General features: G+C 35.8%; 23 protein-coding genes. 20 read left to right on the top strand and 3 right to left on the bottom strand.

From position 1 onward, the window contains the following. Positions 1-97 precede the first annotated feature (97 nt). From RGQ13_RS13890 to RGQ13_RS13840, 11 genes are all read left to right on the top strand, one after another. A complete protein-coding gene (locus tag RGQ13_RS13890; RefSeq protein WP_348390342.1) occupies positions 98-787 on the top strand; it encodes a hypothetical protein in 690 nt (229 codons plus the stop codon). A 273-nt stretch (positions 788-1,060) separates the two neighbouring features. Next, positions 1,061-1,696 carry an acetyltransferase gene (locus RGQ13_RS13885; protein WP_348390341.1) on the top strand — a complete coding sequence of 212 codons (636 nt, stop codon included), beginning with the start codon at positions 1,061-1,063 and terminating at the stop codon, positions 1,694-1,696. Between the two features lie 23 nt (positions 1,697-1,719). Then, a complete protein-coding gene (locus tag RGQ13_RS13880; RefSeq protein WP_348390340.1) occupies positions 1,720-3,522 on the top strand; it encodes a hypothetical protein in 1,803 nt (600 codons plus the stop codon). Then, entirely contained in the window at positions 3,510-4,691 is a 1,182-nt protein-coding gene (locus RGQ13_RS13875) for a nucleotidyltransferase family protein (RefSeq protein ID WP_348390339.1), read from the top strand. Before RGQ13_RS13880 ends, RGQ13_RS13875 begins: the two co-directional genes overlap by 13 nt. A gap of 271 nt (positions 4,692-4,962) precedes the next feature. Next, positions 4,963-6,849: a nucleoside-diphosphate sugar epimerase/dehydratase gene (locus RGQ13_RS13870; RefSeq protein WP_348390338.1), complete on the top strand. Its 1,887-nt coding sequence runs from the start codon at positions 4,963-4,965 to the stop codon at positions 6,847-6,849. A 16-nt stretch (positions 6,850-6,865) separates the two neighbouring features. Next, the gene (locus RGQ13_RS13865) at positions 6,866-7,648 is read left to right on the top strand and encodes a glycosyltransferase family 2 protein (RefSeq protein WP_348390337.1); all 783 of its coding nucleotides are present in this window, start codon (positions 6,866-6,868) and stop codon (positions 7,646-7,648) included. After that, a complete protein-coding gene (locus RGQ13_RS13860) occupies positions 7,648-8,688 on the top strand; it encodes a glycosyltransferase family 4 protein (RefSeq protein ID WP_348390336.1) in 1,041 nt (346 codons plus the stop codon). Before RGQ13_RS13865 ends, RGQ13_RS13860 begins: the two co-directional genes overlap by 1 nt. A 2-nt stretch (positions 8,689-8,690) precedes the next feature. Next, positions 8,691-9,476, top strand: a complete 786-nt coding sequence (locus RGQ13_RS13855; RefSeq protein ID WP_348390335.1) for a glycosyltransferase family 2 protein — start codon at positions 8,691-8,693, stop codon at positions 9,474-9,476. A gap of 122 nt (positions 9,477-9,598) precedes the next feature. Continuing rightward, positions 9,599-10,348 carry a class I SAM-dependent methyltransferase gene (locus tag RGQ13_RS13850; RefSeq protein WP_348390334.1) on the top strand — a complete coding sequence of 250 codons (750 nt, stop codon included), beginning with the start codon at positions 9,599-9,601 and terminating at the stop codon, positions 10,346-10,348. Between the two features lie 165 nt (positions 10,349-10,513). Then, positions 10,514-11,473: a UDP-glucose 4-epimerase family protein gene (locus RGQ13_RS13845; RefSeq protein WP_348390333.1), complete on the top strand. Its 960-nt coding sequence runs from the start codon at positions 10,514-10,516 to the stop codon at positions 11,471-11,473. After that, entirely contained in the window at positions 11,470-12,483 is a 1,014-nt protein-coding gene (locus tag RGQ13_RS13840; protein WP_348390332.1) for an MraY family glycosyltransferase, read from the top strand. The genes RGQ13_RS13845 and RGQ13_RS13840 overlap by 4 nt, the downstream gene beginning before the upstream one ends. A 4-nt stretch (positions 12,484-12,487) precedes the next feature. On the opposite strand, the gene RGQ13_RS13835 is transcribed toward RGQ13_RS13840, so the two are convergent. The 3 genes from RGQ13_RS13835 to RGQ13_RS13825 form a co-directional block, all read right to left on the bottom strand. Further along, positions 12,488-13,594 carry a glycosyltransferase family 4 protein gene (locus RGQ13_RS13835; RefSeq protein WP_348390331.1) on the bottom strand — a complete coding sequence of 369 codons (1,107 nt, stop codon included), beginning with the start codon at positions 13,592-13,594 and terminating at the stop codon, positions 12,488-12,490. A gap of 8 nt (positions 13,595-13,602) precedes the next feature. Then, a complete protein-coding gene (locus RGQ13_RS13830) occupies positions 13,603-14,175 on the bottom strand; it encodes a methyltransferase domain-containing protein (protein WP_348390330.1) in 573 nt (190 codons plus the stop codon). A gap of 245 nt (positions 14,176-14,420) precedes the next feature. Next, positions 14,421-15,680, bottom strand: a complete 1,260-nt coding sequence (locus RGQ13_RS13825) for a flippase (RefSeq protein ID WP_348390329.1) — start codon at positions 15,678-15,680, stop codon at positions 14,421-14,423. Positions 15,681-16,217: 537 nt separating this feature from the next. On the opposite strand from RGQ13_RS13825, the gene RGQ13_RS20170 reads away from it, so the two are divergent. The 9 genes from RGQ13_RS20170 to RGQ13_RS13780 all read left to right on the top strand — a co-directional run bounded on the left by RGQ13_RS20170 (position 16,218) and on the right by RGQ13_RS13780 (position 25,886). Beyond that, positions 16,218-16,445, top strand: a complete 228-nt coding sequence (locus RGQ13_RS20170; RefSeq protein ID WP_405054198.1) for a glycosyltransferase — start codon at positions 16,218-16,220, stop codon at positions 16,443-16,445. A gap of 709 nt (positions 16,446-17,154) precedes the next feature. Beyond that, entirely contained in the window at positions 17,155-17,676 is a 522-nt protein-coding gene (gene rfaH, locus RGQ13_RS13815) for a transcription/translation regulatory transformer protein RfaH (protein ID WP_348390327.1), read from the top strand. A gap of 422 nt (positions 17,677-18,098) precedes the next feature. Then, positions 18,099-18,446, top strand: coding sequence for a four helix bundle protein (locus RGQ13_RS13810; RefSeq protein WP_348390326.1), 348 nt, complete (start codon positions 18,099-18,101; stop codon positions 18,444-18,446). A gap of 43 nt (positions 18,447-18,489) precedes the next feature. Continuing rightward, positions 18,490-18,921: an arsenate reductase/protein-tyrosine-phosphatase family protein gene (locus tag RGQ13_RS13805; RefSeq protein WP_348390325.1), complete on the top strand. Its 432-nt coding sequence runs from the start codon at positions 18,490-18,492 to the stop codon at positions 18,919-18,921. Between the two features lie 105 nt (positions 18,922-19,026). Then, entirely contained in the window at positions 19,027-19,389 is a 363-nt protein-coding gene (locus RGQ13_RS13800) for a four helix bundle protein (RefSeq protein WP_348390324.1), read from the top strand. Between the two features lie 103 nt (positions 19,390-19,492). Further along, positions 19,493-20,617 carry a polysaccharide export protein gene (locus tag RGQ13_RS13795; RefSeq protein WP_348390323.1) on the top strand — a complete coding sequence of 375 codons (1,125 nt, stop codon included), beginning with the start codon at positions 19,493-19,495 and terminating at the stop codon, positions 20,615-20,617. A gap of 185 nt (positions 20,618-20,802) precedes the next feature. Then, positions 20,803-23,082, top strand: coding sequence for a polysaccharide biosynthesis tyrosine autokinase (locus tag RGQ13_RS13790; protein ID WP_348390322.1), 2,280 nt, complete (start codon positions 20,803-20,805; stop codon positions 23,080-23,082). Between the two features lie 43 nt (positions 23,083-23,125). After that, positions 23,126-24,691, top strand: a complete 1,566-nt coding sequence (locus tag RGQ13_RS13785) for an MATE family efflux transporter (protein ID WP_348390321.1) — start codon at positions 23,126-23,128, stop codon at positions 24,689-24,691. 130 nt (positions 24,692-24,821) lie between these two features. Then, on the top strand, positions 24,822-25,886 hold the full coding sequence (locus RGQ13_RS13780) for an O-fucosyltransferase family protein (RefSeq protein ID WP_348390320.1): 1,065 nt from the start codon (positions 24,822-24,824) through the stop codon (positions 25,884-25,886). Positions 25,887-25,923: the final 37 nt, after the last annotated feature.

The raw sequence follows: 25,923 nt of genomic DNA, 5'->3' as shown, positions 1-25,923 counted from the left end.
AATACGTAACTTCGCTACTTCGAATACGTCACTACGTGGCTACGAATGACGAAGTAGTTATCGAAGCAAAGCGTATTCGAAACGATAGTGTAAAAATATGAATTTTATAATAAAACTAGAAGAATACATAAACCAATTAAAGCAGCTAAAACACGCAGAATCTCGTGATAGGCTGAAAGAACCTGTGGTGAAAGCAATCATTACCACCATTTTGGTGCTATTAATGTTAGTTGCTGCCAAATGGGGCACAGCCAATTTATACTTTAAAAGTGCTGAAAACAAATTAAGCAACATCACAAAAACCTATGCCAGTGTGATAAAGCCAAATAAGAATTACGCCAAAGTAAAACCGCAAACAAAAGCAGAGCATTTCAACTTGGCATACAGTGAAATGTTATCATCTATCGATACTGCTATTTTTCTACATCAACACCCACAATATTTAGAAAAAAAAGCACAAATATTTGAATGGGCGGTGCGATTAAACGCTGCGACATTGTCCACGTTAAAAGAAGCCAATAGCTTATATTTACAATCAACTAAGTTACGACCAACATGGCCTGCAACTTGGGCTGCATTAGCATTAAACAAATGGCACTTGGGCGAGTTTGACCAGCATATGGTGCATTACTTACAAAATGCCCATCAATTTGGCAAAAACACCCCTGAAGTACAATTAGTGTGGCTTAAACTTATTGATGCTTTAGATCAAAGCAATGAGCTAAAGCTAAACCAAATGATGCAACAGCTTCAACCGCAAATTCTCTATTACCAAAACTTACTCTAGTTCCGAATTAAAACTAACGTAGTACCCGGTTGGTCCGAATTCATTCGGACGTAATCCCCGAAGGGGAAAGTGGCTGCGCCATAACGCGCGAATACAGAATTTATACCATCCATGGTAATTCTAAGTTAAATCATCCATGATTTAAATTCACGCCAACCAATAGCGAAATGCCAAAATGAATACATTTTTTGATTTACACCTATTGTATATTTATCCCAACCTTGTATTCTAAATGAAACCTGTATCCCGTCTATTCTCCTAAGGAAACCTTTAATGCCTTTACAACCAAAAACACTCGCCATATTAGGCATAGCCGATCACGGTAAAGTAGCCGCAGAAATCGCCCAACAAAACGGCTACGAAGTTTACTTCTTTGACGATCAATTTCCTAAAGAAACTAAGTGTGGTCACTGGCAAATAGTAGGTAACGAACAAGACTTAATTGACCACGGCAACAACTACGATGAAATTTTTATTGCTCTTAGCCATAATAAACGCCGAGACTTAAAGCTAACTCAGTTTAAAACGTTAGGTTTGAATATTGCTACCCTTATATCAAAAGACGCCACGGTAAGTAATTTTTGTGAAATAGGTGCCGGGGCTATGATCGTTGCCAATGCTTGCATCAACTACGGTACAAAAATAGGCGAAGGGTCAATTATTAACACCGGCGCTAATATTGATCACAGTTGTACTATAGATGCGTTTGTACATATCTCGCCAGGCGTGAACATAGCGGCAGAGGTTAATGTAGGTAATTACTGTTGGATTGGTATTGGTTCTAACTTAATCCACCAAATTAGCATAGGGCATACGGTAATTACTGGTGCCGGTGCAGTAATTCTTAACGACGTCCCTGCAGAAGTTACCGTAGTAGGCTGTCCGGCTCACATTGTGCGTCGTAAATAATCTTAGTTTTATAAATACTTTCCATGCAGTTTGAAAAAATTCAACTAAACGCTCCTCATTTAACGTTATGGTTAAGTGAGGATAAAGGCTTAGTATTCCATCAAGGTCAAAAAGAGCTGTCACAAATTGAACCAATATCTATTGCTTTGTTAATTGCCTTAGATGAAGGCTTAACGAATGAGCAAGCAATAATTGAATTACAACAGCACAGTAATCTAAGCAAAGAGCAACTTAAGCCAAGCTTAGAGCAAGTAAAAGTATTATTTAAAAATACACAAGAGCAAAGAACTTATGCCGATGGTTTATACCCTGAACTGCAAAATCATATAATTCAGCAACCACAACAGCACGCATTTTGCGTAAAAGTAGCCAGCGCGACCTTTGCCATAACCTGTGATGATGAACGCTTACTATCCGAGATCAAAGCTCTACTTGCACCAATTCAAATAACTACGCCAAACGAAGTACAGTTTGCTATTGAGATCGCAATATATAAGGGTAACTACTTACTTATATCAAACGATATTGTAGTTGAAGAAGGCTTAAAACAAAATCAAGTAATACCAGTGTTTATAGACCGTTTACAAATACTCGCTTACCAGCACAGTGACTACTGTTTTGGTTTTCACGGCGCTGCGTTAACAACAATGGATTACCGCCTTCGCGTTAATGACGGAGGAGCGCGTGAATGTGACGGAGCAGGGAAATACTCCTGTGAAACTGAAAGTCGTCATTCCCGACTCGTTCGGGAAACCACAAGCGAAGCGTCAGAACAAAAAAACATGGATCCCCGCATCGGCTCTGGCATCCTGCTTCGCTCTACCTCCTCCGTCCCTGGAGTCGTGCGCGAGGAAGACGGAGAAGAGCGCGGTAATGACGACGAGGGAGCTCCTAGTTCCTCATTCCTAGTTCCTAGCTCCTCATCCCTTAGTCCTTCGTCCTTAGCACCTAATTCCTCGTGCCCCTCTGTTACCATCCTCCTACCTGGCGTATCAGGGGCAGGAAAATCAACACTAACAGCCGAGCTATCAAAGCAAAACTTCTCAGTATATTCAGATGAAATCATAGCATTAAACAATGATTTTAATTTAACAACACTAGCCCTACCAATGGCAATTAAATCGGGCAGCTGGCAACACATTGCTAAGCTTTACCCTGAAATTGTTGACCAACCAGAATGGCATAGAGTAGACGGCCGTATATTAAAATACATATGGCCAGAGCAAATAGCAGGCATGGATTACCGCCTTCGCGGCAATGACGGAGAGGAATGCGGCAATGATGAAGAGGAACGCGGCAATGACGGAGAGGAATGCGGCAATGGTGAAGAGGAACGCGGCAATGACAATGGTGGGAACTGTCATTCACAACTTGTTCGGGAAACCACAAGCGAAGCGCTGAGCAGTCATTCACAACTTGTTCGGGAAACCACAAGCGAAGCGCTGAGCAGTCATTCTGTAATTGATACGGATTCTTCAAACGAAGCGCAATTAAAAGGAATAGATTCTGACTTACGTCAGGAAGAAGTTGATGGGGCACCTAGTTCCTCGTTCCTAGTTCCTAATACCTTAGACGAAGTACCTAACACATCAACCTTTTTGCTCAGCCCAAACTATCAAAAAGAAGCAACCCCAAACGCAACACAACTATCCGTAGTAGAAACCATAGCCCTAGTAACTAACGGTGGTTACCAGCTAGGAGTAGAATTAACACCAGACAGGGTAGACCAACTCATTCAATATTGTGAAAAAATAAGTGCATACCAAATGACCTATGCAAACAGTGAACAAGCCCAACAACTGGTAGAGCAACTATGCAAGCAGTAACTCAGCACACACCACAAGCAAAAATCACCGAGCAAACCTTTATTGATATGGGCATGTGGTTAACTCATCCTGAGCAACATAACTCAGAACAATTAATTACTTTACTCGATGAAGATGCTCGCTTGCCGTTAATTACTCTAGTAAATACCTACTGGCTTGGTGGAGCACTGCACAACAGCTTAAAAAAAAGCAACGTTTGGCAAACACTTGATCAAGAATTAAAAGATTACTTAACTGAATTAGAACAGTTCTATAACCAGCGCAACCAAGGCATTAAACAAGAAGCGATATTTGCCTGCCAAATTCTTAAAGACAATGATATTCCTGTTGTTATCTTAAAGGGGAGTGCCAGTTTGTTTAATGGTGTATTTAAACCAATAAGTAACCGCTTTATGACCGATATTGATTTATTGGTACCAGAAGATAAATGGCAACAGGCTACACAGTTATTTCATCAACATGGTTACACACAATCATTAGAAGAGTTAGATAATATAGGCGTAAATCACCATCACGCTCCACCACTATTTAGACAGCAAGGTGGGCATTGCTGTGTTGAATTACACCGCTGGGCATTAAAAGAAAAATATAAAGATATTTTATCCACAAACGACGTATGGCAACAGGCAATAAACTTACCATTAAGTGAAGACTTAGCGGTATTACAAATGGTGCCTACACAGCAAATATTATTAACCATTGCGCACAGCGAGCTTTCGCACACTGCTTATCAAGATACAATTATTGATTGGCGGCAACTCTATAACTTGGCTGCATTGGTTACAACACATGGCAACCAAATAGACTGGCAGCAAGTGTTAGTTAAATTTGATAACAAAGATTATTTACCTGTGCTGCACGCACATTTATTTGCCGCTGAAAAATTATTACGTTTACAAACCCCCATTGCCGCATCAAATGATTTACCACAGCAGCACCTAGCTGAATGTATTAATTTATATGTAAAAAGACAAAGTGGATCAGAAAAGTACGGTCATATTAAAAAAGTACTAAATGGCTATGGCGCAGAGTCTATTTTGATAGTTTACGGTAACAAAGGGCGATTCCCTTTGTTGGTTGGACGATTAAAACACTTTTACCACCACCTCAATAAACTAATAAGACCCAAATACGTAAAACGATTAATACAGCGAATTAAAAATAGTTAAATTAGATACCGAAGAAAGTTCAGGAAGTAATGTTCTGTTTTCTAATTACTAAATGGATCCCGTAACAAGTACGGGAAGTCGGAAGAGTAGTACGAGAGGTCAGAAGAGTAGTACGAGAAGTCGGAAGAGTAGTACGAGAAGTCGGAAGAGTAGTACGGGAAGACCAAAGAAGGAGTACGGGATGACCTTCTGTCACTTTCGACTATACTAACCAATAGAATCCCATTATCATTAACAGTATAAAAACAAAAATAGATTTAAAACTAAGCGCATGGAAGTACTCTTAACCTTATCAAGACCATATAAACGCATTATTAGCATCTTAATTGATGCCATGTTTATTATTTGTGCTTTTTGGCTCGCTTATTTTTTACGTCTTTCCAGCCTAGTTGAATTTACAAACCAAGAGCATTGGCAAACGGTGCTGTTTTTAATCCCATTTAGTATTTATATAAATATCAAATTAGGGTTATACCGCGCAGTCATTCGTTATTTAAGTTTTCAAGCATTATCAGCAATTGCCAAGGCTGTATTTTTATCATCTGTTGCTTTAGTTATTCTTTCCCTCGTTCTCGACTCCTTTTTGCCTCGATCTATTCCGATTATTTACGCCACATTTTTATTTGTTTTTAGTGCGGGTAGTCGCTTAACCCTGCGCAACTGGGTAAACAAAGTACTGCAAGAGAAAAAATCGAATATATTAATTTACGGAGCTGGCTCTACTGGCAGGCAATTAATTCATGCATTACAAAGTGGTAAAGAATATAACCCAGTAGCGTTTATAGACGACGATAAAAAGTTGCAAGGCCTTACTGTAAATGGATTAAGTGTTTATAAAAAACAAGAATTAAAGTCGTTAATATCAAACCATAATATATCGCATGTATTACTTGCTATACCAAGGGCGAGTAAAAAAGCCAAAGCATTGGTTATTGATCATTTAGAGCCATTTTCGGTAGAAGTGTTAGCCGTTCCTAATATGGCCGATATTGTTAGTGGTAAAGCAAAAATAGATGACTTAATTGAAGTGTCTATTGAAGATTTACTAGGCCGTGACGCGGTGCCACCAAATCCTGAACTATTAAAAGCAGACATCGATCAAAAAGTTGTTATGGTAACCGGCGCAGGTGGTTCTATAGGCTCTGAACTTTGCCGGCAAATAATTCTACAAAACCCCAACTCAATCGTTTTATTTGATAATAGCGAATTTAACCTTTATCAAATTCAACAAGAGCTTAATAACCATATTCGCAAACACCATAGCAACATTATCGTGCATGCACTTATTGGTACAGTGCAAAACAAAACTAGAATTTTACAAGTTATCAGTTCATTAAAAGTGCAAACTTTATACCATGCAGCAGCCTATAAACATGTGCCCTTAGTTGAAAATAACGTGGTTGAAGGCGTGCAAAATAATATTTTTGGCACGTTAAATACAGCCCAAGCAGCAATAGAAGCAAACGTAGAAACCTTTGTATTAATTTCTACCGACAAAGCGGTAAGGCCAACTAATATTATGGGCACCACCAAACGCATGGCCGAGCTAATACTACAAGCTCTCGCAAAACAACAACACAACACGCGTTTTTGTATGGTGCGCTTTGGTAATGTACTTGGTTCAAGTGGTTCGGTAGTGCCATTATTTAAGCAACAAATAAAGCAAGGTGGGCCAATAACGTTAACCCATAAAGACATTAACCGTTACTTCATGACCATACCTGAAGCGGCACAATTAGTAATTCAAGCGGGCGCGATGGGCATGGGCGGCGATGTGTTTTTACTTGATATGGGTGAACCGGTAAAAATATATGATCTGGCAAAAAACATGGTGCAGTTAACGGGCCTGCAGGTTAAAGATGAACAAAGCCCGGACGGCGACATAGAAATATTAATAACCGGTTTACGCCCAGGTGAAAAACTTTATGAAGAGTTATTAATAAACAAGCAGGCTCAACCAACTGGCCATGAATTAATTATGACCGCAAATGAAATCTCGCTTACTTGGCAAGAGTTAGAGCCTATCTTGCAAGAGTTAACATTAGCTTGTGAAGAATATGACATTGAAAAGCTGTCTAACACATTGCGCAATGCCCCAAGTGGTTTCAAACCAACTGAAAGCAGCTGTGATATTGTTTTTTTAAACAATCAGCAGTAGTGAAGTTTTATTAACCATGACTAAATTGCAACCTAAAATTTCTATTGTGACAGTTGTTTTTAATGGTGATAAACAACTGCAGCACACCATTAATTCTATTGTTGAGCAAACGTACAAAAATATTGAATTCATAATTGTTGATGGCAAATCAACTGATAATACGCCATTAATCATTGAAAAAAACAAAGCGAATATTGATCAAGTCATTTGCGATCAAGATTTAGGCATATACGATGCCATGAACAAAGGCGTAAGCCTTGCAACTGGCGACTACATTAACTTTATGAATTGTGGTGATAGTTATTACAATAATTCTGTTATTGAAGATGTTTTCAATTACATACACAGCCATGATAAAAATCCGCATGGCTTTGATGTGATATATGGTGATCATAATGTTCAAGGTTCAAGAGTAAACGATGGTATAAACAAGGCAAAATCAATTCATTATTTGTCACAAGGAATGGTGTGTTGTCACCAAAGTACTTTTTTCAAAAGTGATATACTAAAACAATGCCCTTATTCATTAAACTTTGCCAGTGCGGGTGATTATGAACTTTATTGTCACTTAAAACATTTAAAAGCTAAGTTTTTCAAGTTACCGAACTTAGTGGTAGCAAATTATGCTGCGGGAGGTGTTTCTGACGTTCAACGAGTTTCTTCCCTTCAAAATAGTAAAATTGCTTATCAGCAATATTTTCCTTTATCAGTTTTAGATAAAATTAAATGGCTTTACAGACTAACCCGCGCTTACTTTAGTTGTAAAATAATGCAGTTGTTGAGTCGGGGGGCTAAATAATGAACCCACACATATATTACGACGGCATAATTACAAGCTTACAGAGCTCTGGTGGAATTAGCGTATACTTTGATGAATTATTAAAGCGCAGTAACCCTAATGATTACACATGGCTAGGCAAGCCATTACATAAACAACCAAACAACTTAGAGACAAATCCTGCACGAATGCTAGAGCGTTACAGAGATTTTATTTTTCCTAGTAATATTTGTATTGAAACTAATGAACAGCCTAATTCAGTATTTCATTCAAGTTATTATCGGCTAACCAAAGCAAGCATTCCACAGGTTACAACGGTACATGACTTCACCTATGAGCGTTATGTAAAAGGCATACCTAAAACAGTGCATTCTTGGCAGAAAAACAAGGCCATAAAAACCAGTGATATTGTAATTTGTGTATCGAATAACACAGCCAATGATTTACAAACATACAGCCCTATATCAGCATCAAAAATTAGAGTGGTGTATAACGGTGCAGCCGATAGTTTTAAGCCTTTAACCGATGTAGAACCAGGCTCAGGTGAAGCCTCTTTTGCTTTATTTGTAGGAAGCCGGCAGCGATATAAAAACTTCACTCAAGCAGTGTTAAGCGTAGCTAAAGTTAAGGATTTAAGCTTAATGATAGCTGGCGGCGGACACCTGACAGAGTCAGAATTGGCATTTTTAAATCATCATTTACCTACTCGCTATCTATATAAAGGTTTTGTTAGTGAGCTAGATTTAAATGAACTTTATAATCAGGCACATTGTTTGTTGTATCCATCGAGCTATGAAGGTTTTGGTATTCCTATTTTAGAGGCAATGCAAGCAGGGTGTCCGGTAATAGCGATAAACGCTTCATCAATACCTGAAGTGGCGGGAAGTGCGGCGCTATTATTAAATGAAGCAAATGTAAATGCGATAGCAGAAGCACTTACGATATTAACAAAATCTCAAGAAAGAAATAAATATATACAACTAGGGTTTAAGCAAGCTGAAAAATTTAGCTGGCAAAGGTGTTTTGAGCAAACACAGAAAATTTATCAGGAGCTTACCTAAACATGGCTGATATTTCTGTGCCCCCAATATTAAAAATATCAATAATCACTGTGTGTTATAACAGTGAACAAACCATTAAAGACACCATAGAGTCGGTGCTAGCGCAAACTTATCAAAATATTGAATACATTATTGTGGACGGCGCATCAACAGATCAAACCATAGCAATTGTTAACCAATATAAAGACAGTATTCAAACCATAATCAGCGAACCAGACAACGGCATTTATGATGCAATGAACAAGGGCATAAGCGCTGCGACTGGTGATGTTATAGGTATTTTAAATTCAGATGATTTTTATACCAATATTGAAGTAATAGAAAACATTGCTGACATTTATAGCAAAAAAAACACTGATATGATTTTTGGTGAACTTATCTATGTAAACCCTGATAATGTTAACCGAACAGTTCGCCATTATTCAGCTAAAAACTTTAAACCCTACAAGCTACGCTTCGGCTGGATGCCGCCACACCCAGCCACATTCATAAAAGCCAGTGTGTATGAACAATACGGTTTGTATAAAACTGACTATAAAATTTCAGCCGATTATGAAATGTTTGTAAGGTTACTTTTAGTACATAAACTTAGTTATACAAAATTAGATAAAGTGATAGTCAAAATGCGTATGGGCGGTGCAAGCACACAAAGCTTAAAGAGCCGTTTAATACTTAACCAAGAAATAGTAAAAGCGTGTAAAAATAATAAAATTTACACCAATTTAGCATTAGTATTATTAAAAATACCGTTTAAAATGTTAGAGTTAGTGAAGAATAAAAGCTTATAGCCATAAACTAGAAAGTGATGAGTCAAATCCTAAAGTTAATTTAGAAGAACAAACCTCATTCTAATTTAGAGTTAGAATATCACAGGTTTATTACGCAATAGATAATATAGGTAAGTAAAAATATGAGCTCAACAGATAAGGCATGGGAAAAATTTGGCAAAAACAACCCGTATTATGGTGTTTGTACTGAAGATAAATTTCGTAATTCTAAACTAACAGCTGAAAATAAGGCTGAATTCTTTCAATCTGGTGACGTTTATATTGAAAACATTATAAATAATGTGAGGCGATTCATTTGCCATGATTTTAAGTTGATCAATACATTAGATTTTGGCTGTGGTGTTGGACGCTTGGCTATACCATTAAGTAAATGCTCAGAGACAGTTATTGGTGTAGATATTTCTCAATCTATGCTAGATGAAGCTAATAGAAATAAAGAGATCCAAAAAATAAAAAATGTTAATTTTTTTAAAAGTGATGATGACTTTTATAATAACAATTTAACATTTAACTTTATCCACTCCTTTATAGTGTTTCAGCATATTCCTATAAAAATTGGAGAGCAAATTTTTTATAAATTATTGAGTAAACTTGTTCCTAAAGGAGTCGGTGTAATTCACTTTACTTATGGAAAAAAAGGGAAAGTAAACTCTTTAGTAAAATTTGCCAGAACATATATACCATTTACGCAATACTTTATTCATTTATGGAAAGGGAAGTACGCTACTGACCCTTTAATGCAAATGAACCATTATGATTTAAATACTATTTTTAATATATTACATCGATTTAAAATAAATAATTGGCATATAGAACACATTGATCAAGGTGGCTCTTTGGGAATCATTTTATATTTCAAAAAAAACGGTTAATGTATTGATGAGTGCAAAAATAAAAATTGAGATCCTGAAATGAATTTAGGAATACAATAGAGTATTTAATTGCTTTGCTTTTATACTCAGCTTGAAGCTTGAAGCTTGAAGCTTGAAGCTCTCTAGCTTTAAAGCTTTCATCTTTATACACCCACAACAAAAAGAATGATGAACATATTAATAACTGGCGCAAATGGCTTTGTAGGTAAACACTTAACAAAGTACTTAATAACACAAAACCATACTGTTACCGCCGGTACCAGGCATGCATGCTTAGAATTGCCTCAAACTGAACAATTTATTTACGATAATTTTAATCCATCATTAAAATGGCAAACAGCCTTAGCCAATATTGACGTTGTTATCCACTGCGCCGCAAGGGTCCATTTACTAAACGACAAATCGACTGATCCTTTAACTGTATATCGCGAAGTAAATACCAAAGCCACAGTAGAACTTGCTAAACAAGCAATGGCCACAGGTGTTAAGCGTTTTATATTTATTAGCAGCATAAAGGTAAATGGTGAATCAACGTTACCAGACAAGCCCTTTACTGAATTAGATGAGCCAAAGCCAACAGATCCTTACGCAATTTCTAAATTAGAAGCAGAAATGCAATTAGCCGAGTTAACAGCAAACACAAGTATGGACTTGGTGATTATCAGGCCACCGCTAGTTTACGGCCCTGGCGTAAAAGCAAACTTTGCAAAAATGATCAGTTATGTACAAAAGGGTATTCCATTGCCGTTTGGAGCAATTAAAAATAAGCGCAGCTTAGTGGCAATAGATAATTTAACTCACTTTATCGAGCTTTGCTGTAAGCACCCTAAAGCAGCTAATCAAACGTTTTTGATCAGTGACGATAATGACTTATCTTCAACACAATTGTTAACGCAAATATCAAAAGCTTTAAACAAACAAAGTAGGCTAATGGCTATACCCCAAAAATTATTATCTTTCGCTCTTATAATTATTGGCCTAAAACAGCAAGCGTTACGCTTGCTCGAAAATTTACAAATATCCCCAAATAAAGCCAAAGCGTTACTCAATTGGCAGCCGGTGATTAGTACTGAACACGCATTAAGTAAAACCGTTAATTGCCAAACAATAAAGAGCCGATTATGAGTCTATGGATTTACCCATTAATCTTTGCATTAACCTTGTTACTCACTGAGCTAGTAAGACGTTACGCCATTAAACATAATGTAATAGATATTGCCAATGAGCGCAGCTCTCATACAAACCCAACCCCAAGAGGGGGAGGTCTAGGAGTGGTAATTGTTTATTCAATTACAATCGCTTTACTCGCTTGGTACCAATACCTTGAAACATCTCTAGAGATCATCATTTTATTCACCAGTTTGCCATTAGCCATTATTGGCTTTATTGATGACCATGCGCATGTATCTGCCAAAGTTCGAATTGTTGTTCATATACTTACTGCAAGCACGTTTGTATTAATAGTGGGCGGTGTAACCCAAATAGAGTTGTTTGATTCAATCATTACCCTAGGCATTGTTGGCACAGTATTAACCATTATTGGTTTAGTGTGGTTAATTAATCTGTATAACTTTATGGATGGCATAGACGGGTTAGCTGCTATAGAAGCCATTACAGCAACGTTTTTTGCCGGAGTGTGTCTTTATTTATTAAACCCAGAGTCAAAGTTAATAACACAGCATTGGTTATTTGCTGCTAGTATTTGCGGTTTTCTACTACTTAATTTCCCCAAAGCTAAAATATTTATGGGTGATGTAGGTAGTGGCTTTATTGGTTTTATGCTTGGTGTATTAATGCTGTTAAGTTATCAAGAAAATGAAAAAATGCTATGGGTTTGGTTAATACTGCTCTCAGTTTTTATTGTAGATGCTACATTAACTTTAACATCAAGATTATTTAGAAAAAAAAATCTATTTTCAGCTCATAACGAGCACTTATATCAAAAAATTAGCAATCATATTAATAGCCACTTAAGCACCTCTATAGGCGTATTAAGTATTAACGTATTTATTTTATTGCCGTTGGCTTTATCTGTTGTATTTACAGATGAGGATCATTTATTTGTGTTTTTATTTACGTATGTGTTGATTATGCTATTTTGGTTTGTAGGGCAAAAAAAATATACTTCAAAATAAACTTTTAAGATTTACTAAAACGGTTATATACATCTAAAGTTTGTGAGGCACACCTTTGCCAAGAAAATAATTCTCGCTGTTGTTGTCCACGTTTAATTAGGTTTTCTCTTATTTGGTCAGAGTACACAACCTGCTGGATTGCATACACTAAATCTTCAATGTCTAACGGGTTAAAAAAATATGCTGCGTTTCCAACTACTTCTGGAATTGAACTACTGTTACTACTAATAACAGGACAGTTGTAGCACATAGCCTCAAGAGGAGGCATGCCAAAACCCTCATATAATGACGGGTACACAAAGGCTGCAGCTTTTGTGTATAGATATTTCAACTGTTGGTCATTTCCTTGCATGTTAATGATGCAATTATGGGGTATTTTTAACTGTTTGAATAAATTTAGTTCTCCCTTACTAAAGGCTCCACCGCCAAAGGTGACTATTGTAAAATCAGATTTCAAATTTGGAGAAGATGCATAGGCCTTTATCAAATTTTCAAAGTTTTTATAGCCCTGTCGCAAACCTACATAAAGTAAAAATGACCCATCAAAAGCTTCTGGAACGGTTTTAGCTTCACCTGGTATAGGGCTTACTCCATGATGTACAACACTAATTTTATTTTCTGTTACACCAGCTATGTTTATTAAGTCTTTCTTGGTGTTTTCTGAAGCAGCAATAATATGATCTGCTCGGTTAATGGCATTACGCTTGTACTTAGCCGTAGGATCATTAGCTAAAAAGGAGCTTGGATAAATTTCATGGATCATATCGTGAACGGTAATTACTTTAGGACAACTTTTATTACCAACATTAAAATTTGAATAATATGTTTCGTGTATGAGATCAGGCTGCCATTTTTTCATAGCACTATTGGATAATAGAAGATTATAAGCCGTTAACAGCCTGCCCATTTTATTTGGAATTTTATTTATTTTTTTTCCATAAACTATACTAGGATCGACTTGATGTAAGTAACTATTGATAAATAATGGTGAAAACACCATGTAATTAATTTCTTGTTGTTGATCAAATTGACAAAAGAGCTCATTAAAATAACGAGAAATTCCACCATATTTCTGTGATAAAAATATATTTCCATCGTAAGCTACTTTCATTTCAATGTTTACCTTGAAAGCAAATTAAAATCGGAAATTGTTTTTGAATTAACTGATTTTAAAAGCAAAGTATTTAATTTTAATTTGATTAATATTTTAGCGATAAATAATTTAATTGGTGATAATTGTTGTTTGCTTAAAATATGGATCCCCATAAATTTTTGATAATGAAGCGTGTATTTAGTGGCTATAAAATCTAATGTTTCTGTTTTATAAAATGATATATGCTGCCCGTGATCTAAACCCAAATACCACCATTTAGGATCAGGTGATTTTGACTCAGGAATTAGTTCTGTTGAAAACATGATAGTGTTTGATATTGTTAGCATTTTTTCAATTTCACTTAATGGGTCAACAAAATGCTCTAAACTTTCGAATGAAGTTACTACTTCAACCTGTTGATTTTTGTTTGCTTCAAACCCTTTAGCAAACAAATTTGACGTATATTTATCATCCCAGTAATAGTCAAAGCCAATATCGCGCATCATTCTTACAAAAACACCGTAGCCACCAGCATAGTCAACAAACTTGGCTTTTATGTCAAAAAAACAAATCAATAAAGTAGAAACTTGTGTTGCCAAAACTTGGTTTCTTAGCAAGTACCCGGTGTCAGATAAATTAATAGATTCGGTATAAGCCTCTTCAAGCCAATAGGGGAACTCGGTTTGCAAAAAACCACAATGATCGCACTGGTAATATTTAACGTTATGTTTTTTCAATATTATAGTATTGAATATAAAGCTAGACTCATTGTTACAAATTTTACAATAGATCATAAAAATTTTTTTACTCATTAGTTAACTGTACAGAATACATTTTATTATTTTTACGCTTTTCTCAGTAAAAATGCTTTTGTTAGTAAAACAAAATTACTTCTTGTGGCTTTAAATAGCATTAAGCTTAAATATGCAGCAATACAATATGAAATTAGGGTAGACCATGCCGCACCCTCAATACCCCATATAGGAATAAGATAATAGTTTAATAATATATTAAATACCGCACCTAATATGGTATTGATAAGAGCATATTTTTGTAAATTTTCAGTTATTAGCCAATGGTTACTTGCACCACCCAAAAACGCAAATACAGCGGTCCAAATATGAATGATTAATACACTGCTGGCAGCATTGTATTGTTCACCGTATAAAACGTTAACAATGAAGTCACCGGTAAAGGTAACAGGAATGGCAATAGTAATGGCTATCCATATCATTATTTTATAAAAACTTAGTAATCGTGATGTGTAAAGTGATGAAGACGTTTCTTTTGCATTAATAATTGCTGGATATAAAGACGAGCATAATACTGCTGAAATAAAATACCAAGCTTCACTCAGACGAACTGCAGCAGCGTATTGCCCAACAGCAAATTCATCTAACATGTGCTTGAGCATGATCTGATCAACCTTCATGTATATAGAAATAACAATACCGCTTAATATTAATGGCCAACTTTTTTTTATTAAACTTTTTGCAAGTTTTTTATCAAAATACCAGTCACAATAAGATAACCCTTGGCCTTTGTAGAAATAAATTAAACCGCAAGCAAATATAAAACTGTCAAATAATAAAACATAAGCAAATGCAATTAATGGCCATTGGTTCACGATAAGATAGATTTTTACAAATGATGATATTAGTAAGCAATAAAAATTTGCAAAGGCAACAAATTTACTTCGTACTTTTGATTGAAAATAAAAATCTATTACATTAAAACTTTGAAAAACGACGGCTAAGGCAATAATAAAAATTAAATGGTTTGTATAAGATGTATTGCTGGAAAACAATATTGATACCGAAATTAAGAGCAATAATAGGAGAGCACCGAAACACTTTAAGAAAAATGCTGTTCCAAGTAATTGGTCTCTTAACTTAGAGTCTTTTACCAGCTCTCTTATTACTATATTATCTAACCCTAACGTGGCAATTGCAGCAAATAAAGCGACAAAACTTTGAGCATAACTGAACAATCCAAATTGTTCAGGCCCCAAATAGCGTGCTAACCATACACCAATAAAAAGCCCAACACTTAGCCTGATAATTTTCTCAACAAAAAGCCATGAAGTATTTGTTAAATACTTCATGGCTCCTTCATGCTTTAGTAAGCTTTTAAACTTTGTTTGTAAGTTCATTCAAATTAAACGCATTTTAGCAATTTATTAACTGCTGTTTGTTTTTATTATAATAGTTTCAACATATTAAATTGTATGCTTAAGTTGTGTTTATTGAAAGTAAATAAGTTGATTTATCTAGTGATTAATAAATTTACCAACCACGCTACGTTTTGAAGCCTTTATTATTCACTCGCCTTAAAAAAAACAATGGCGCGAGTTGCTAACACCATACTTAAACTGAAAAACACATTAAGTAAAAACCTTTTATACTTTGAACTTTTTAAGTAATGGTTTATTAGCTTAAATTAACCCTGATGTAGTTAACCTTCATTGGAGCGCATGGGAAATGTTGTCTGTAAAGGAAACATCTCAGATTATAAAACCTATTGTGTGGACAATGCATGACATGCGTTAGGACATATAGCAGATCAAAGCATTATAAGTTGTATTTACAATAGTGCCGATTTGTTTGTGGCTCCCTCATTGCAAGATAACTAACCAAATACTATTGTAGAAGCACTGGCTTGTGGTACGCCTTGTGTCGTTGTTACCCTAGGAGGAATGCCTGAGTTAATTTCGACAGAGCATACTGGTAAAATATGTGCTGCCAATACATTGTCAGTAAACGAAGCAATACAAGTCGCCTTAAATAATGAAGCCATACCATGTTTTAGTAGCTCTTGCTCAGAAGTGTACTTGGTAGATACGTTTGATCATCATAAATCTAAATCCTAAAAAAGTTTACCTAACGCAAGGCTGTTAGGTGAGCGTAGTTTGATGTTTGTTATACATCCTTCGATTAGTCAATGCAATTAGCGGAAATGGGAAAACAAATCAATAAGCCTCTATCTTATTTGTAAAAAGACAACGTTTAAATCAACGCTTTGCCATTTTATCAAAGCGCTTAAAAGCTATAATAAAGAGAGTATAAAAGTTTCCTATGGTGAAGAGGGGGCTTTGCTTTATTAAGCGGGCGACTAAAACACATAATGCGCCATTTAATCATGCTGTACAAACCTAAATTCCTAATTCGTTTTATCAAACGGGTATTTAATTAACCAAACATCTTTATTCAAATGCTTGTCAATGAGATTAAAATACCTACTTTAAAATTACTGCACGTAACAGAACTGTAATTTAATTACATATTGTAACAAATTGATGGTATTCCCCAAGCTATTTACTTATAATGCACCCGCTCAAAATTTGTGTGAACGTACAAACTTTAAGTCATTTATTGCAAACAACAACTGATATTATCATGATGTTAACAAGTGGTGGAGAACTTGCCATTGTAATTGCAAAAATCAATGTTAACCGTAGATAACAAAGTAATGCATTTTTAATTCATTTCGAATGTTTCTTTTTACAGTAAAAAAGTAAATAATCATCACGAATAAAGTAATTCACTTTTTTCTTGGTTACTAAGTTACAAGGGAAGTGTGTGTCAAACGGCGACAAGCAAAAGTGGTTTCTTTTAACTAGTAAGTCTAGGGAAGAACAGCGTGCGTTTGACAATTTAACCTCACAAGGCTTTGAGGTGTTTTTACCGAAAATTTCAAAGGTAATAAAAAGACAAGGAGTTAAGTCGGTATCACTGGTACCTCTATTCCCTAATTATTTATTTATAAACCTTAACGACAGCGAAGCAAATTTTAATGCTATTCGTTCAACAAGAGGTGTGGGCAGTTTTGTTCGTTTTGGTTTAAACCATGCAACCATACAAACAAACCTGATAGAAAAAATAAAGGGTGATGTAAAAGACGGTGAAAGCAACCAAAGCCTTGAACAAATGCTTAATTTCACCTCGGGTGAAAAAGTGGAAATAAGCGACGGCCCATTTAAAGGCCTACAGGCTATATACCAAGTAAAAAACGGCTTAGAACGCAGCATATTATTAATTAACATGCTTGGCCAACAAAACGAAGTTGTAATAGAAAATCAATCTTTCGAAAAACTAGATTAAAAATGCCGTCATTCCCGCGAACGACTCCATGGATGGGGGAGGTAGAGCGACGCAGGATGCCAAAGCCGAGGCGGGAAACCATTTCCTGAACTTGTTTCAGGAGCCAATAAAACGATTGGTCCGAATTCATTCGGACGTTAAAACGATTAATTTAAACCTGGTTGGTCCGAATTCATTCGGACGTAATCCCCGAAGGGGAGTTAGCTAAGGCTATAACGCGCGAATAAATTCACGCCAACCATAGAAGTATAAGATACACCATTTCCTGAACTCGTTTCAGGATCTAAAATTCAAAACCGCATTTCTACGAAATGCCTGCCTTTTGGAGCCAAACCAATGGGCGGAAGCGTGCCTAAACTTAAAGCATTGCACTAAAATTAGTCTATCCTTATTTAACTAAGCAAAATCAAGGATGATTAATTATGCAATATGAAAATTTGAAAGTGTGGCAAAGAAGTTGTCAATTAAGTGTTAATGTTTATAAAGCGTTAAGTACTTCAAAAGAATTTGGCTTCAAAGATCAAATAACCCGTTCAGCTCTATCTGTTCCTTCAAATATTGCTGAAGGATTAGAAAGAAAAACAAACAAAGAAAAGTATAGGTTTTTATCTATTTCTAAAGCTTCAATAGGAGAGTTTAAAACTCAAGCCTATATAGGAATGCAAGCTGGCTTTATCGACAAAAACTTAGCTCTTGATTGGATTCAAGAGTCAGAAGAGCTAGCAAGAATGTTAGCAGCATTTATGAAAACAATATCTACACGCAACTAGAAGCACGCGTACTAGAAGTGTACGTACTATTAACTCAGATCCCATGTTCAATAAAATATTAACAGTTTGCATAGGCAACATATGCCGTAGCCCAAGCGCTGAAAGAATATTACAAAGCCTGATGCCAAGTAAGCAAATAAGCTCGGCAGGCTTAGGTGCGTTAGTAGACAAAGGCATAGAAGAAAATGCCGCCAAGTTACTAACTGACAATAACTACAATGCTGAAAACCATAAAGCCAGACAAGTAAGTACCGAAATAATTACTAATGCTGACTTAATCCTGGTAATGGAAAAGAAACACCAACAAGTGTTAATGCAAAAATACCCGTCAGCATCAGGCAAAATAATGCTGCTAGGTAAATGGAATTCTGATGAAGACATTCCAGATCCATACAGAAAAAGCACAGAAGCCTTTGAACACGCTTACAAACAAATAGAAATAAACAGCAAAGCCTGGGCACAAAAGCTGACTTAAGAGTTGAATAATAACTAGACAATAATAAAAAACGTTGAAAACTGATAGTTCCTATTTTTCTACTATCCTTAACAATTCAAACAAACATGAATTTAAGGACAAATCATGAAATTCGAACAACTAAACGTATGGAAACGATCTTCAGTTCTAGCATGCGAAGTATACAAACAATTAGCTAAATGCCGAGACTTCGGCTTTAAAGACCAAATAACCCGTTCCGCACTTTCAATTCCTTCTAACATAGCAGAAGGCGAAGAACGTGAAACGCCTAAAGAATCAGCAAGATTTCTTTATTACGCAAAAGGCTCAGCGGGTGAGTTAGTAACACAACTTTATATCGGAATTAAAATTGGAATTATCGATACTAAACTGGGCTTAGAATTAGTAAACGAAACAAAAACAATCGCATCAATGCTTGGCCAAATGATAAAGAAACGTACTGGCCAACCATTAAAGAAAAAATTTTAAAAATAATTAAAAAACATAACGGATAAATAACAAAGAATCTGAACAGCAAACTAAACTTGAATCAACTTAGTTCCTAGCTCCCAGTTCCTCGTTCCTAGAACCTATGAAAAAAATAAACAAAAAACTCCTCACCATAGCATTACTATCAACAAGCCTCTCCGCCTGTACCCTAGTCCCTGGCGGCCACGTAGACGACGTTGAATTAGCAGATAACGAAGAGTCTTTCGACATATCACCACAAATCAATGCCAAGTTCATCACCCCGAAAGTATTAGCTCAGTTGAAACAAGCAGAGCCTAAAGCAAGCCTTAATAGTAAGTTAGAAACTCAAATATCAGAGTATAGCTACATAATAGGCAAGGGCGATGTGTTAAGCATTACCGTTTGGGACCATCCCGAGCTTACTATACCTGCTGGAGAATTTAGAAGTGCTGGTGAAAGTGGTAACGTGGTTCATTCAGACGGCACATTATTCTATCCATACATTGGTAAAGTAAAAGTTGCAGGTTTAAAAGTTACTGAAGTACGCGACTTAATTACCAAACGACTAAGTCGTTACATTGAAAACCCACAAATAGACGTAGCAGTAGCCGCATTTAGATCACAACGAACGTTTGTTACCGGTGAAATAAAGCAACCTGCTGTACTTCCTATTACCAATGTACCAATGACCATTTTAGATGCACTTAACGCAACCGGTGGCATTAGCCCATTAGCAGATTGGCGTTCAGTAACTTTAACAAGAGCAACACAGCAAAGTGCATCAGAAGAAAAGCTAGACTTATACGCCCTATATCAAAAAGGTGACATGAGCCAAAACCGTTTATTACAACATAACGATATTATTCATGTGCCACGTAACGATGGCTTAAAAGTGTTTGTAATGGGCGATGTCGCAAAAGCTGAAACCCAAAGAATTGACCGAGCAGGTTTAACTTTAGCTGAAGCGTTAAATAACACAGGTGGTATGAGTGAAACAACTGGTGATGCTAGCGGCATTTTTGTATTACGTGCAAGTACCGAAAAAGGCAAACTTGTAGATGTGTACCAACTAGATGCATCAAACGGCGCAATGCTACTGCTAAGTACCCAGTTTGAATTAAAACCGCTAGACATAGTATATGTTACAAGTGCACCAGTGGCCCGTTGGAACCGTGTGATAATGCAATTATTACCAACATTTACAAGTATTCGTAACTTAAGTGACGTAAACCAAGACTATAGATAATAAATAACAACCTATAGTTCAAGCTCGCTTTTCCGAGCAATCGGGGAACCAGTTAGTACTCATAGTACGAAGGCCATCTTCCTCGCATAGGCAGTGAACCAGCTCTTAATTCATAGCACAAAAGTCGTCGTTCCCGCGCAGGCGGTGATCCAACTCTTACTTTTAGCTTTATAACTTAGAAACTTATGACTGAACAAAAAATATCATCAAATAATCAAAAAATCCGTGTAACTAATTCAGATGATTCCAATGACGAAATAGACATTGGCCGCCAAATTGGATTACTGCTTGATAATAAATGGTTAATTATATGCGTTACTTCAATATTTGCCATAATAGGTATTATCAATGCGCTATTATCGCCACCTATATATCAAGCGGATGCATTAATTCAAATTGAAGAAAAATCAGGTGGCCTACCTGGTGTTGCCGATTTAGAAAAAATGTTCGGTGGTGAGCATGACCCAGAAACCGAAATGGCTATTCTCACCTCTCGCCGTGTTGTTAGTTACGCAGTTGATCAATTGAACTTAGATATTATCGCAACCCCAAAACTTAAAGGTAGTTTAGGTGCTTATTATTTTAGAAAGTATGGGATAACTGATGAACATACTTCTCAGTATAATGAACCAATAATTTCAGCAGTTTTTGATGACAGTTACGCTTGGGGCGGCGAACAAATAAAAGTGGCTAAGTTCAACGTATCGCCAAGCTATTTAGATAAAACCTTTGAAGTGATCAATGAAGGTAACAATAGTTATACTTTATGGTATGACGAGAAACTAATACTTTCAGGCAAGCTTAATCAAGTTGCGAAAACCGAAAATAGTAATATAGAACTGTTAATTACTACATTAAATTCAAAACCTGGAACATCATTTTTATTAAAAAGGCTATTTCGTGAAGATGTAATGCGGAATATAAAATTAGCATTAAGCGTTAATGGGGCGGGTAAAGATACCGGTATTTTAATCGCTGCCTATGAAGGAACAGATCAGCAACTTGTACTAAAAACGTTAAGCGCTATTACTCAAGGGTTTTTACTGCAAAATGTACAACGCATGTCGATAGAAGTTCAAAAGTCTATAGATTATGTACAAAATGAAATACCAACAGTTAAAACCGAATTAGATTTGGCCGAAGTTAATTTAAATGATTACCGTCTACAAAATGAATCGGTAGATCTCTCTTTAGAAACACAATCAATTTTAGAACAAGTGGTTAGGTTAGATACTCGTTTACATGACCTTTCATTTAAAGAAGCTGAACTTGCACAACGCTTTACTAAAGAGCATCCAAGTTATGTATCTTTAGCTAAAAAGAAAAGCGAACTAATAAAGCAAAAAGAATTATTAACTACTTCTGTTAAAAGCTTACCTGCTACTCAACAGCAAGTCTTACGTTTAGCTAGAGATGTAGAAGTAAACCAAGGGATATATTTAGCCCTACTTAATAAAAACCAAGAATTAAAAGTCGCCAAGGCTGGTACCGTTGGTAATATTAATATAATTGATGAAGCTGTAGTAGGACGGAAACCGATAAAACCTAATAAGCCTATGATGGTAATTATTGCTGCCTTCTTGGGGGGGATATTATCTGTCGCATTCGTACTAATTAAAGCTGCATTTCATCGGGGCGTAACCAACCCACAAGATTTTGAAGATATCGGTTTAACGGTTTATGCCACAATACCTTTAAGTGACACGCAAACTAAGTTTTTAGATAAGCAAAAATTAAAAGAAAAACTTAGCACAAAACTGGGTCGTAAAAAGAAACAAGTACAAGAAATATTAGTAGCGAAAGCAAATCCCTCCGATCTTGCAATCGAAGCAATTAGAAGTTTAAGAACATCACTACACTTTGCCATGCTCGAAGCTAAAAATAACATTATAATGATCTCAGGTGCAAGCCCTGAAGTGGGTAAGTCATTTATCTCAGCCAACCTTGCGACTGTACTAGCACAATCAGGCCAAAAGGTACTTTTAATTGACGCTGATATGCGCAAAGGTTATGTACAAAAGATGTTTGGTAAACTTTGGGACAATGGTTTATCCGATCATCTAATTGGTGATATAGATTTAAATACAGCTATTAAAAATACAGATGTTGAGAACTTAAGCTTATTAACCCGAGGTCAAATACCACCAAACCCGTCTGAGTTATTAATGGGACAACGCTTTACCGACCTGTTAAATACAGTTGCCAGTGAATATGACTTAGTGATTATTGATACTCCACCTATTTTAGCCGTAACCGATCCTGCAATTATAGGTCACCATGTAGGTACTACTTTATTACTTACACGCTTTAATCAAACCTCATTAAAAGAAATTGCCGCAGCAGCAAACCGATTCGAATTAAATGGTATCGACATAAAAGGCATTATATTTAATGCTGTTGAGAAGAAAGCGAGCAGTTATTTCGGTGAGTATGGTTATTATAACTACGAATATAAATCTAAATAACCTATTTAAAAAATATAACAAAAACAATTCAGCTTAATTTAAAATGACCAAGTCAATAACCGAACCTAGCAGTAACAAAGGACATGCTAGCGCAAAACGCGTAGCCAAAAATACAGGCTTTCTTTACGCTCGCATGGCTATTACTGTTTTTATATCTTTGTATGTCACCAGGTTAGTTTTAGGCTCTTTAGGTACAGAAGATTTTGGTATATATAGCTTAGTAGCCGGTATGGTTGCTATGTTAGTGTTTTTAAATGCGGCTATGGCTGCAGCATCCCAACGTTTTATGTCGTATGCCCAAGGTGAAGGGAATACAGACAAACAAAAGAATATTTTTAACGTAAGTATTCTCCTTCACGCTCTTATTGCTATAGCCGTAGTAATACTTTTAGAAGTTGTTGGCTATTTTCTATTTGAAAATGTGTTAGATATTCCGCAAAACAGGATGCAAGCGGCAAAATATGTATTTCAGTTTATGGTGATAAGTACTTTCTTTACTATCATTTCAGTACCGTATGATGCTGTGATTAACGCACATGAAAATATGCTGTTTGTCGCTATAACTGGTGTACTAGAAGCGTTCTTAAAACTAGGCGTTGCAATTTATATCACCTATACCGACTTTGATAAACTGATTAGCTTTGGTTTATTAATGGCAATATCAGCAATTTTAATGCTACTTATAAAACGAGTTTATTGTCATAAAAACTACTGTGAAGTAGACATAAACATTAAAAAATATTTTGACAAACCTTTGTTTATAGAAATGGGCGGGTTTGCGTCTTGGTCATTTTTAGGATCATCTACAAGTATGTTGTCTTTTTATGGACAAGGAATCATTTTAAATATGTTCTTTGGACCTGTTGTAAATGCAGCGCAAGCTATTGCAGCACAAGTAAGCGGGCAATTAGGGGCATTCTCATCAACAATGCTCAAAGCTTTAAACCCACTTATAGTTAAAAGTGAAGGTGGTGGTAATCGTACATTGATGCTTAATGCATCTTTATTAGGCAGTAAGGTATCGTTTTTTTTATTAATGATATTTTATATACCAGTTATCATAGAAATGCCATATATTTTCAGTTTATGGTTAAAAGAAGTGCCTGAGCATGCCATAGTTTTTTGCCGCTTGCTATTAATAAAACATTTAATGCAGCAACCTTTTTTGACTTTAGATTCATCTATTGCAGCTGTTGGAAATATAAAGAGGTTTCAAATTTACACTTCATTTCTAAACATCTTTCCCCTTGTTGTAGGTTATCTTCTATTCAAAAATGCATTTCCAGCTTATAGCTTATATGTTGTATTTATTTTTCATACAATGATTTGGGCGAGCATTATTTTATTTTTCTCTAAAAAGTATTGTTCTCTATCTATTTCATATTTTTTTAAAGACGTAATATTTCGATGCTTAATGTCCTTTATTATGACATTTTCTATGGTTTTAGCTTTTAGCGCCCACATCTTAAATGACAATCTGCGGCTATTTGTTGTTTTATTTTTAAATTGTGTGGTCTTTGTCTTTGTTACTTGGTTTGTTGGTTTTAATACTAAAGATAGAGATATAAACAAGTTGATTGTAAAAAAAATGATTACCAAATTTCAGTAGTTTTCAAATGAATGCTAACTTAAAAGTATCTTTGCAATGAGTCTCACTTTATATTTATTCGATATTATTTTTATAGCTTTACATTTAGTCAGTCGTTAGGGTTTTGTTATTTTAAATGGGTATATTATAGATGAGTTCAACTTTAAAGTTATGTATGCCGCACGTCTCAGGGCGAGGGGCAGGTTTAGGAAATGAATTAATCCCTTGGGCACGAAGTGTCGTAGCAGGGGCAACTTTGGGAGTTAAAGTTTTACCTCCCGCTTTTGGATTCAACCATAGGAAATATTGGCGGCATTTTGGAACGCCGCGTTATGATTGGTTAGCACATAGGGCTATCGAAGCATTATTACCTAGAATTGATTTCACTGAAGCCGATTTTTATGAAAGCGAGGGGAACTTGACTGAGTCTATTAAGATTTTTTCCGCTAAACATAGGCTTGATGAAAGAGAGGCATGGGTTATTACCACACAAGGCATGTGGGGGGGGTATAGGCACTTAATTGAAGCCAGAGAACATATAAAGTCAACGTTATATCTAAGTAAGTTCGCTTTTAAAAATCTTTTAAAGATCAACTCTCGACTTAATCCTGATTATATCACTGTTGGGATGCATATTAGGTTAGGGGATTTCACTTCCTCATCTAATATAGAAGACTACAAAGGTAAATTTAATAAATCTTTACCCCTTCAATGGTATATAAATATAGCTAAGTCACTACAAGCTCAATTAAATGATAAAGTTCAGTTTCTCATTGTTACTGATGGGAACTTAGATCAATTAAAACCTTTGCTAGATGTTTGTAACGCAGTGACTACAATAGATATTCCCGATTCAGATGTCTCTGATATGCTAGCTTTAGCAAATTCAGATTTAATAGTATGTTCTGTATCATCCTATAGTGCTTGGGCTGCATTTTTATCTGAATCTCCTTATCTATGGTTTGAACCTAATCTACAAAAAATAAATGGATATTATTCTATTTGGGGGCATGAAAAGGGGCAGAAAAAAGAAAATAGCTTTACTAATCGAAATGTTAAAAGCAGTAAGCTATCTAACGAAGCATATAGTAAGGGCGCTCCTGTACCCCTCAATGGTATTTTACCAATTAATTTAGGTGAGCAACTATTAAAATCGAAGATGAAAAAATGTATGCGTCAGGACCTAGTGAACTACGGAGTAGTTCACATTAAATAAGGTCTAATAGCAATTTGTTAACCTTTTTTGAATATAA

The organism is Thalassotalea psychrophila, assembly GCF_031583595.1.
GTDB classification, from domain to species: Bacteria; Pseudomonadota; Gammaproteobacteria; order Enterobacterales; family Alteromonadaceae; genus Thalassotalea_A; species Thalassotalea_A psychrophila.
Note: the sequence above shows the minus strand (reverse complement) of the source record. Positions and strands in the feature narration are given on the sequence as shown.

Bases quoted from the DNA above. Each gene is read 5' to 3' on its own strand.
- RGQ13_RS13890 (WP_348390342.1), top strand. From the start codon at position 98: ATGAATTTTATAATAAAACTAGAAGAATACATAAACCAATTAAAGCAG.
- RGQ13_RS13885 (WP_348390341.1), top strand. From the start codon at position 1,061: ATGCCTTTACAACCAAAAACACTCGCCATATTAGGCATAGCCGATCAC.
- RGQ13_RS13880 (WP_348390340.1), top strand. From the start codon at position 1,720: ATGCAGTTTGAAAAAATTCAACTAAACGCTCCTCATTTAACGTTATGG.
- RGQ13_RS13875 (WP_348390339.1), top strand. From the start codon at position 3,510: ATGCAAGCAGTAACTCAGCACACACCACAAGCAAAAATCACCGAGCAA.
- RGQ13_RS13870 (WP_348390338.1), top strand. From the start codon at position 4,963: ATGGAAGTACTCTTAACCTTATCAAGACCATATAAACGCATTATTAGC.
- RGQ13_RS13865 (WP_348390337.1), top strand. From the start codon at position 6,866: ATGACTAAATTGCAACCTAAAATTTCTATTGTGACAGTTGTTTTTAAT.
- RGQ13_RS13860 (WP_348390336.1), top strand. From the start codon at position 7,648: ATGAACCCACACATATATTACGACGGCATAATTACAAGCTTACAGAGC.
- RGQ13_RS13855 (WP_348390335.1), top strand. From the start codon at position 8,691: ATGGCTGATATTTCTGTGCCCCCAATATTAAAAATATCAATAATCACT.
- RGQ13_RS13850 (WP_348390334.1), top strand. From the start codon at position 9,599: ATGAGCTCAACAGATAAGGCATGGGAAAAATTTGGCAAAAACAACCCG.
- RGQ13_RS13845 (WP_348390333.1), top strand. From the start codon at position 10,514: ATGATGAACATATTAATAACTGGCGCAAATGGCTTTGTAGGTAAACAC.
- RGQ13_RS13840 (WP_348390332.1), top strand. From the start codon at position 11,470: ATGAGTCTATGGATTTACCCATTAATCTTTGCATTAACCTTGTTACTC.
- RGQ13_RS13835 (WP_348390331.1), bottom strand. From the start codon at position 13,594: ATGAAAGTAGCTTACGATGGAAATATATTTTTATCACAGAAATATGGT.
- RGQ13_RS13825 (WP_348390329.1), bottom strand. From the start codon at position 15,680: ATGAAGTATTTAACAAATACTTCATGGCTTTTTGTTGAGAAAATTATC.
- RGQ13_RS13810 (WP_348390326.1), top strand. From the start codon at position 18,099: ATGCAATATGAAAATTTGAAAGTGTGGCAAAGAAGTTGTCAATTAAGT.
- RGQ13_RS13805 (WP_348390325.1), top strand. From the start codon at position 18,490: ATGTTCAATAAAATATTAACAGTTTGCATAGGCAACATATGCCGTAGC.
- RGQ13_RS13800 (WP_348390324.1), top strand. From the start codon at position 19,027: ATGAAATTCGAACAACTAAACGTATGGAAACGATCTTCAGTTCTAGCA.
- RGQ13_RS13795 (WP_348390323.1), top strand. From the start codon at position 19,493: ATGAAAAAAATAAACAAAAAACTCCTCACCATAGCATTACTATCAACA.
- RGQ13_RS13790 (WP_348390322.1), top strand. From the start codon at position 20,803: ATGACTGAACAAAAAATATCATCAAATAATCAAAAAATCCGTGTAACT.
- RGQ13_RS13785 (WP_348390321.1), top strand. From the start codon at position 23,126: ATGACCAAGTCAATAACCGAACCTAGCAGTAACAAAGGACATGCTAGC.
- RGQ13_RS13780 (WP_348390320.1), top strand. From the start codon at position 24,822: ATGAGTTCAACTTTAAAGTTATGTATGCCGCACGTCTCAGGGCGAGGG.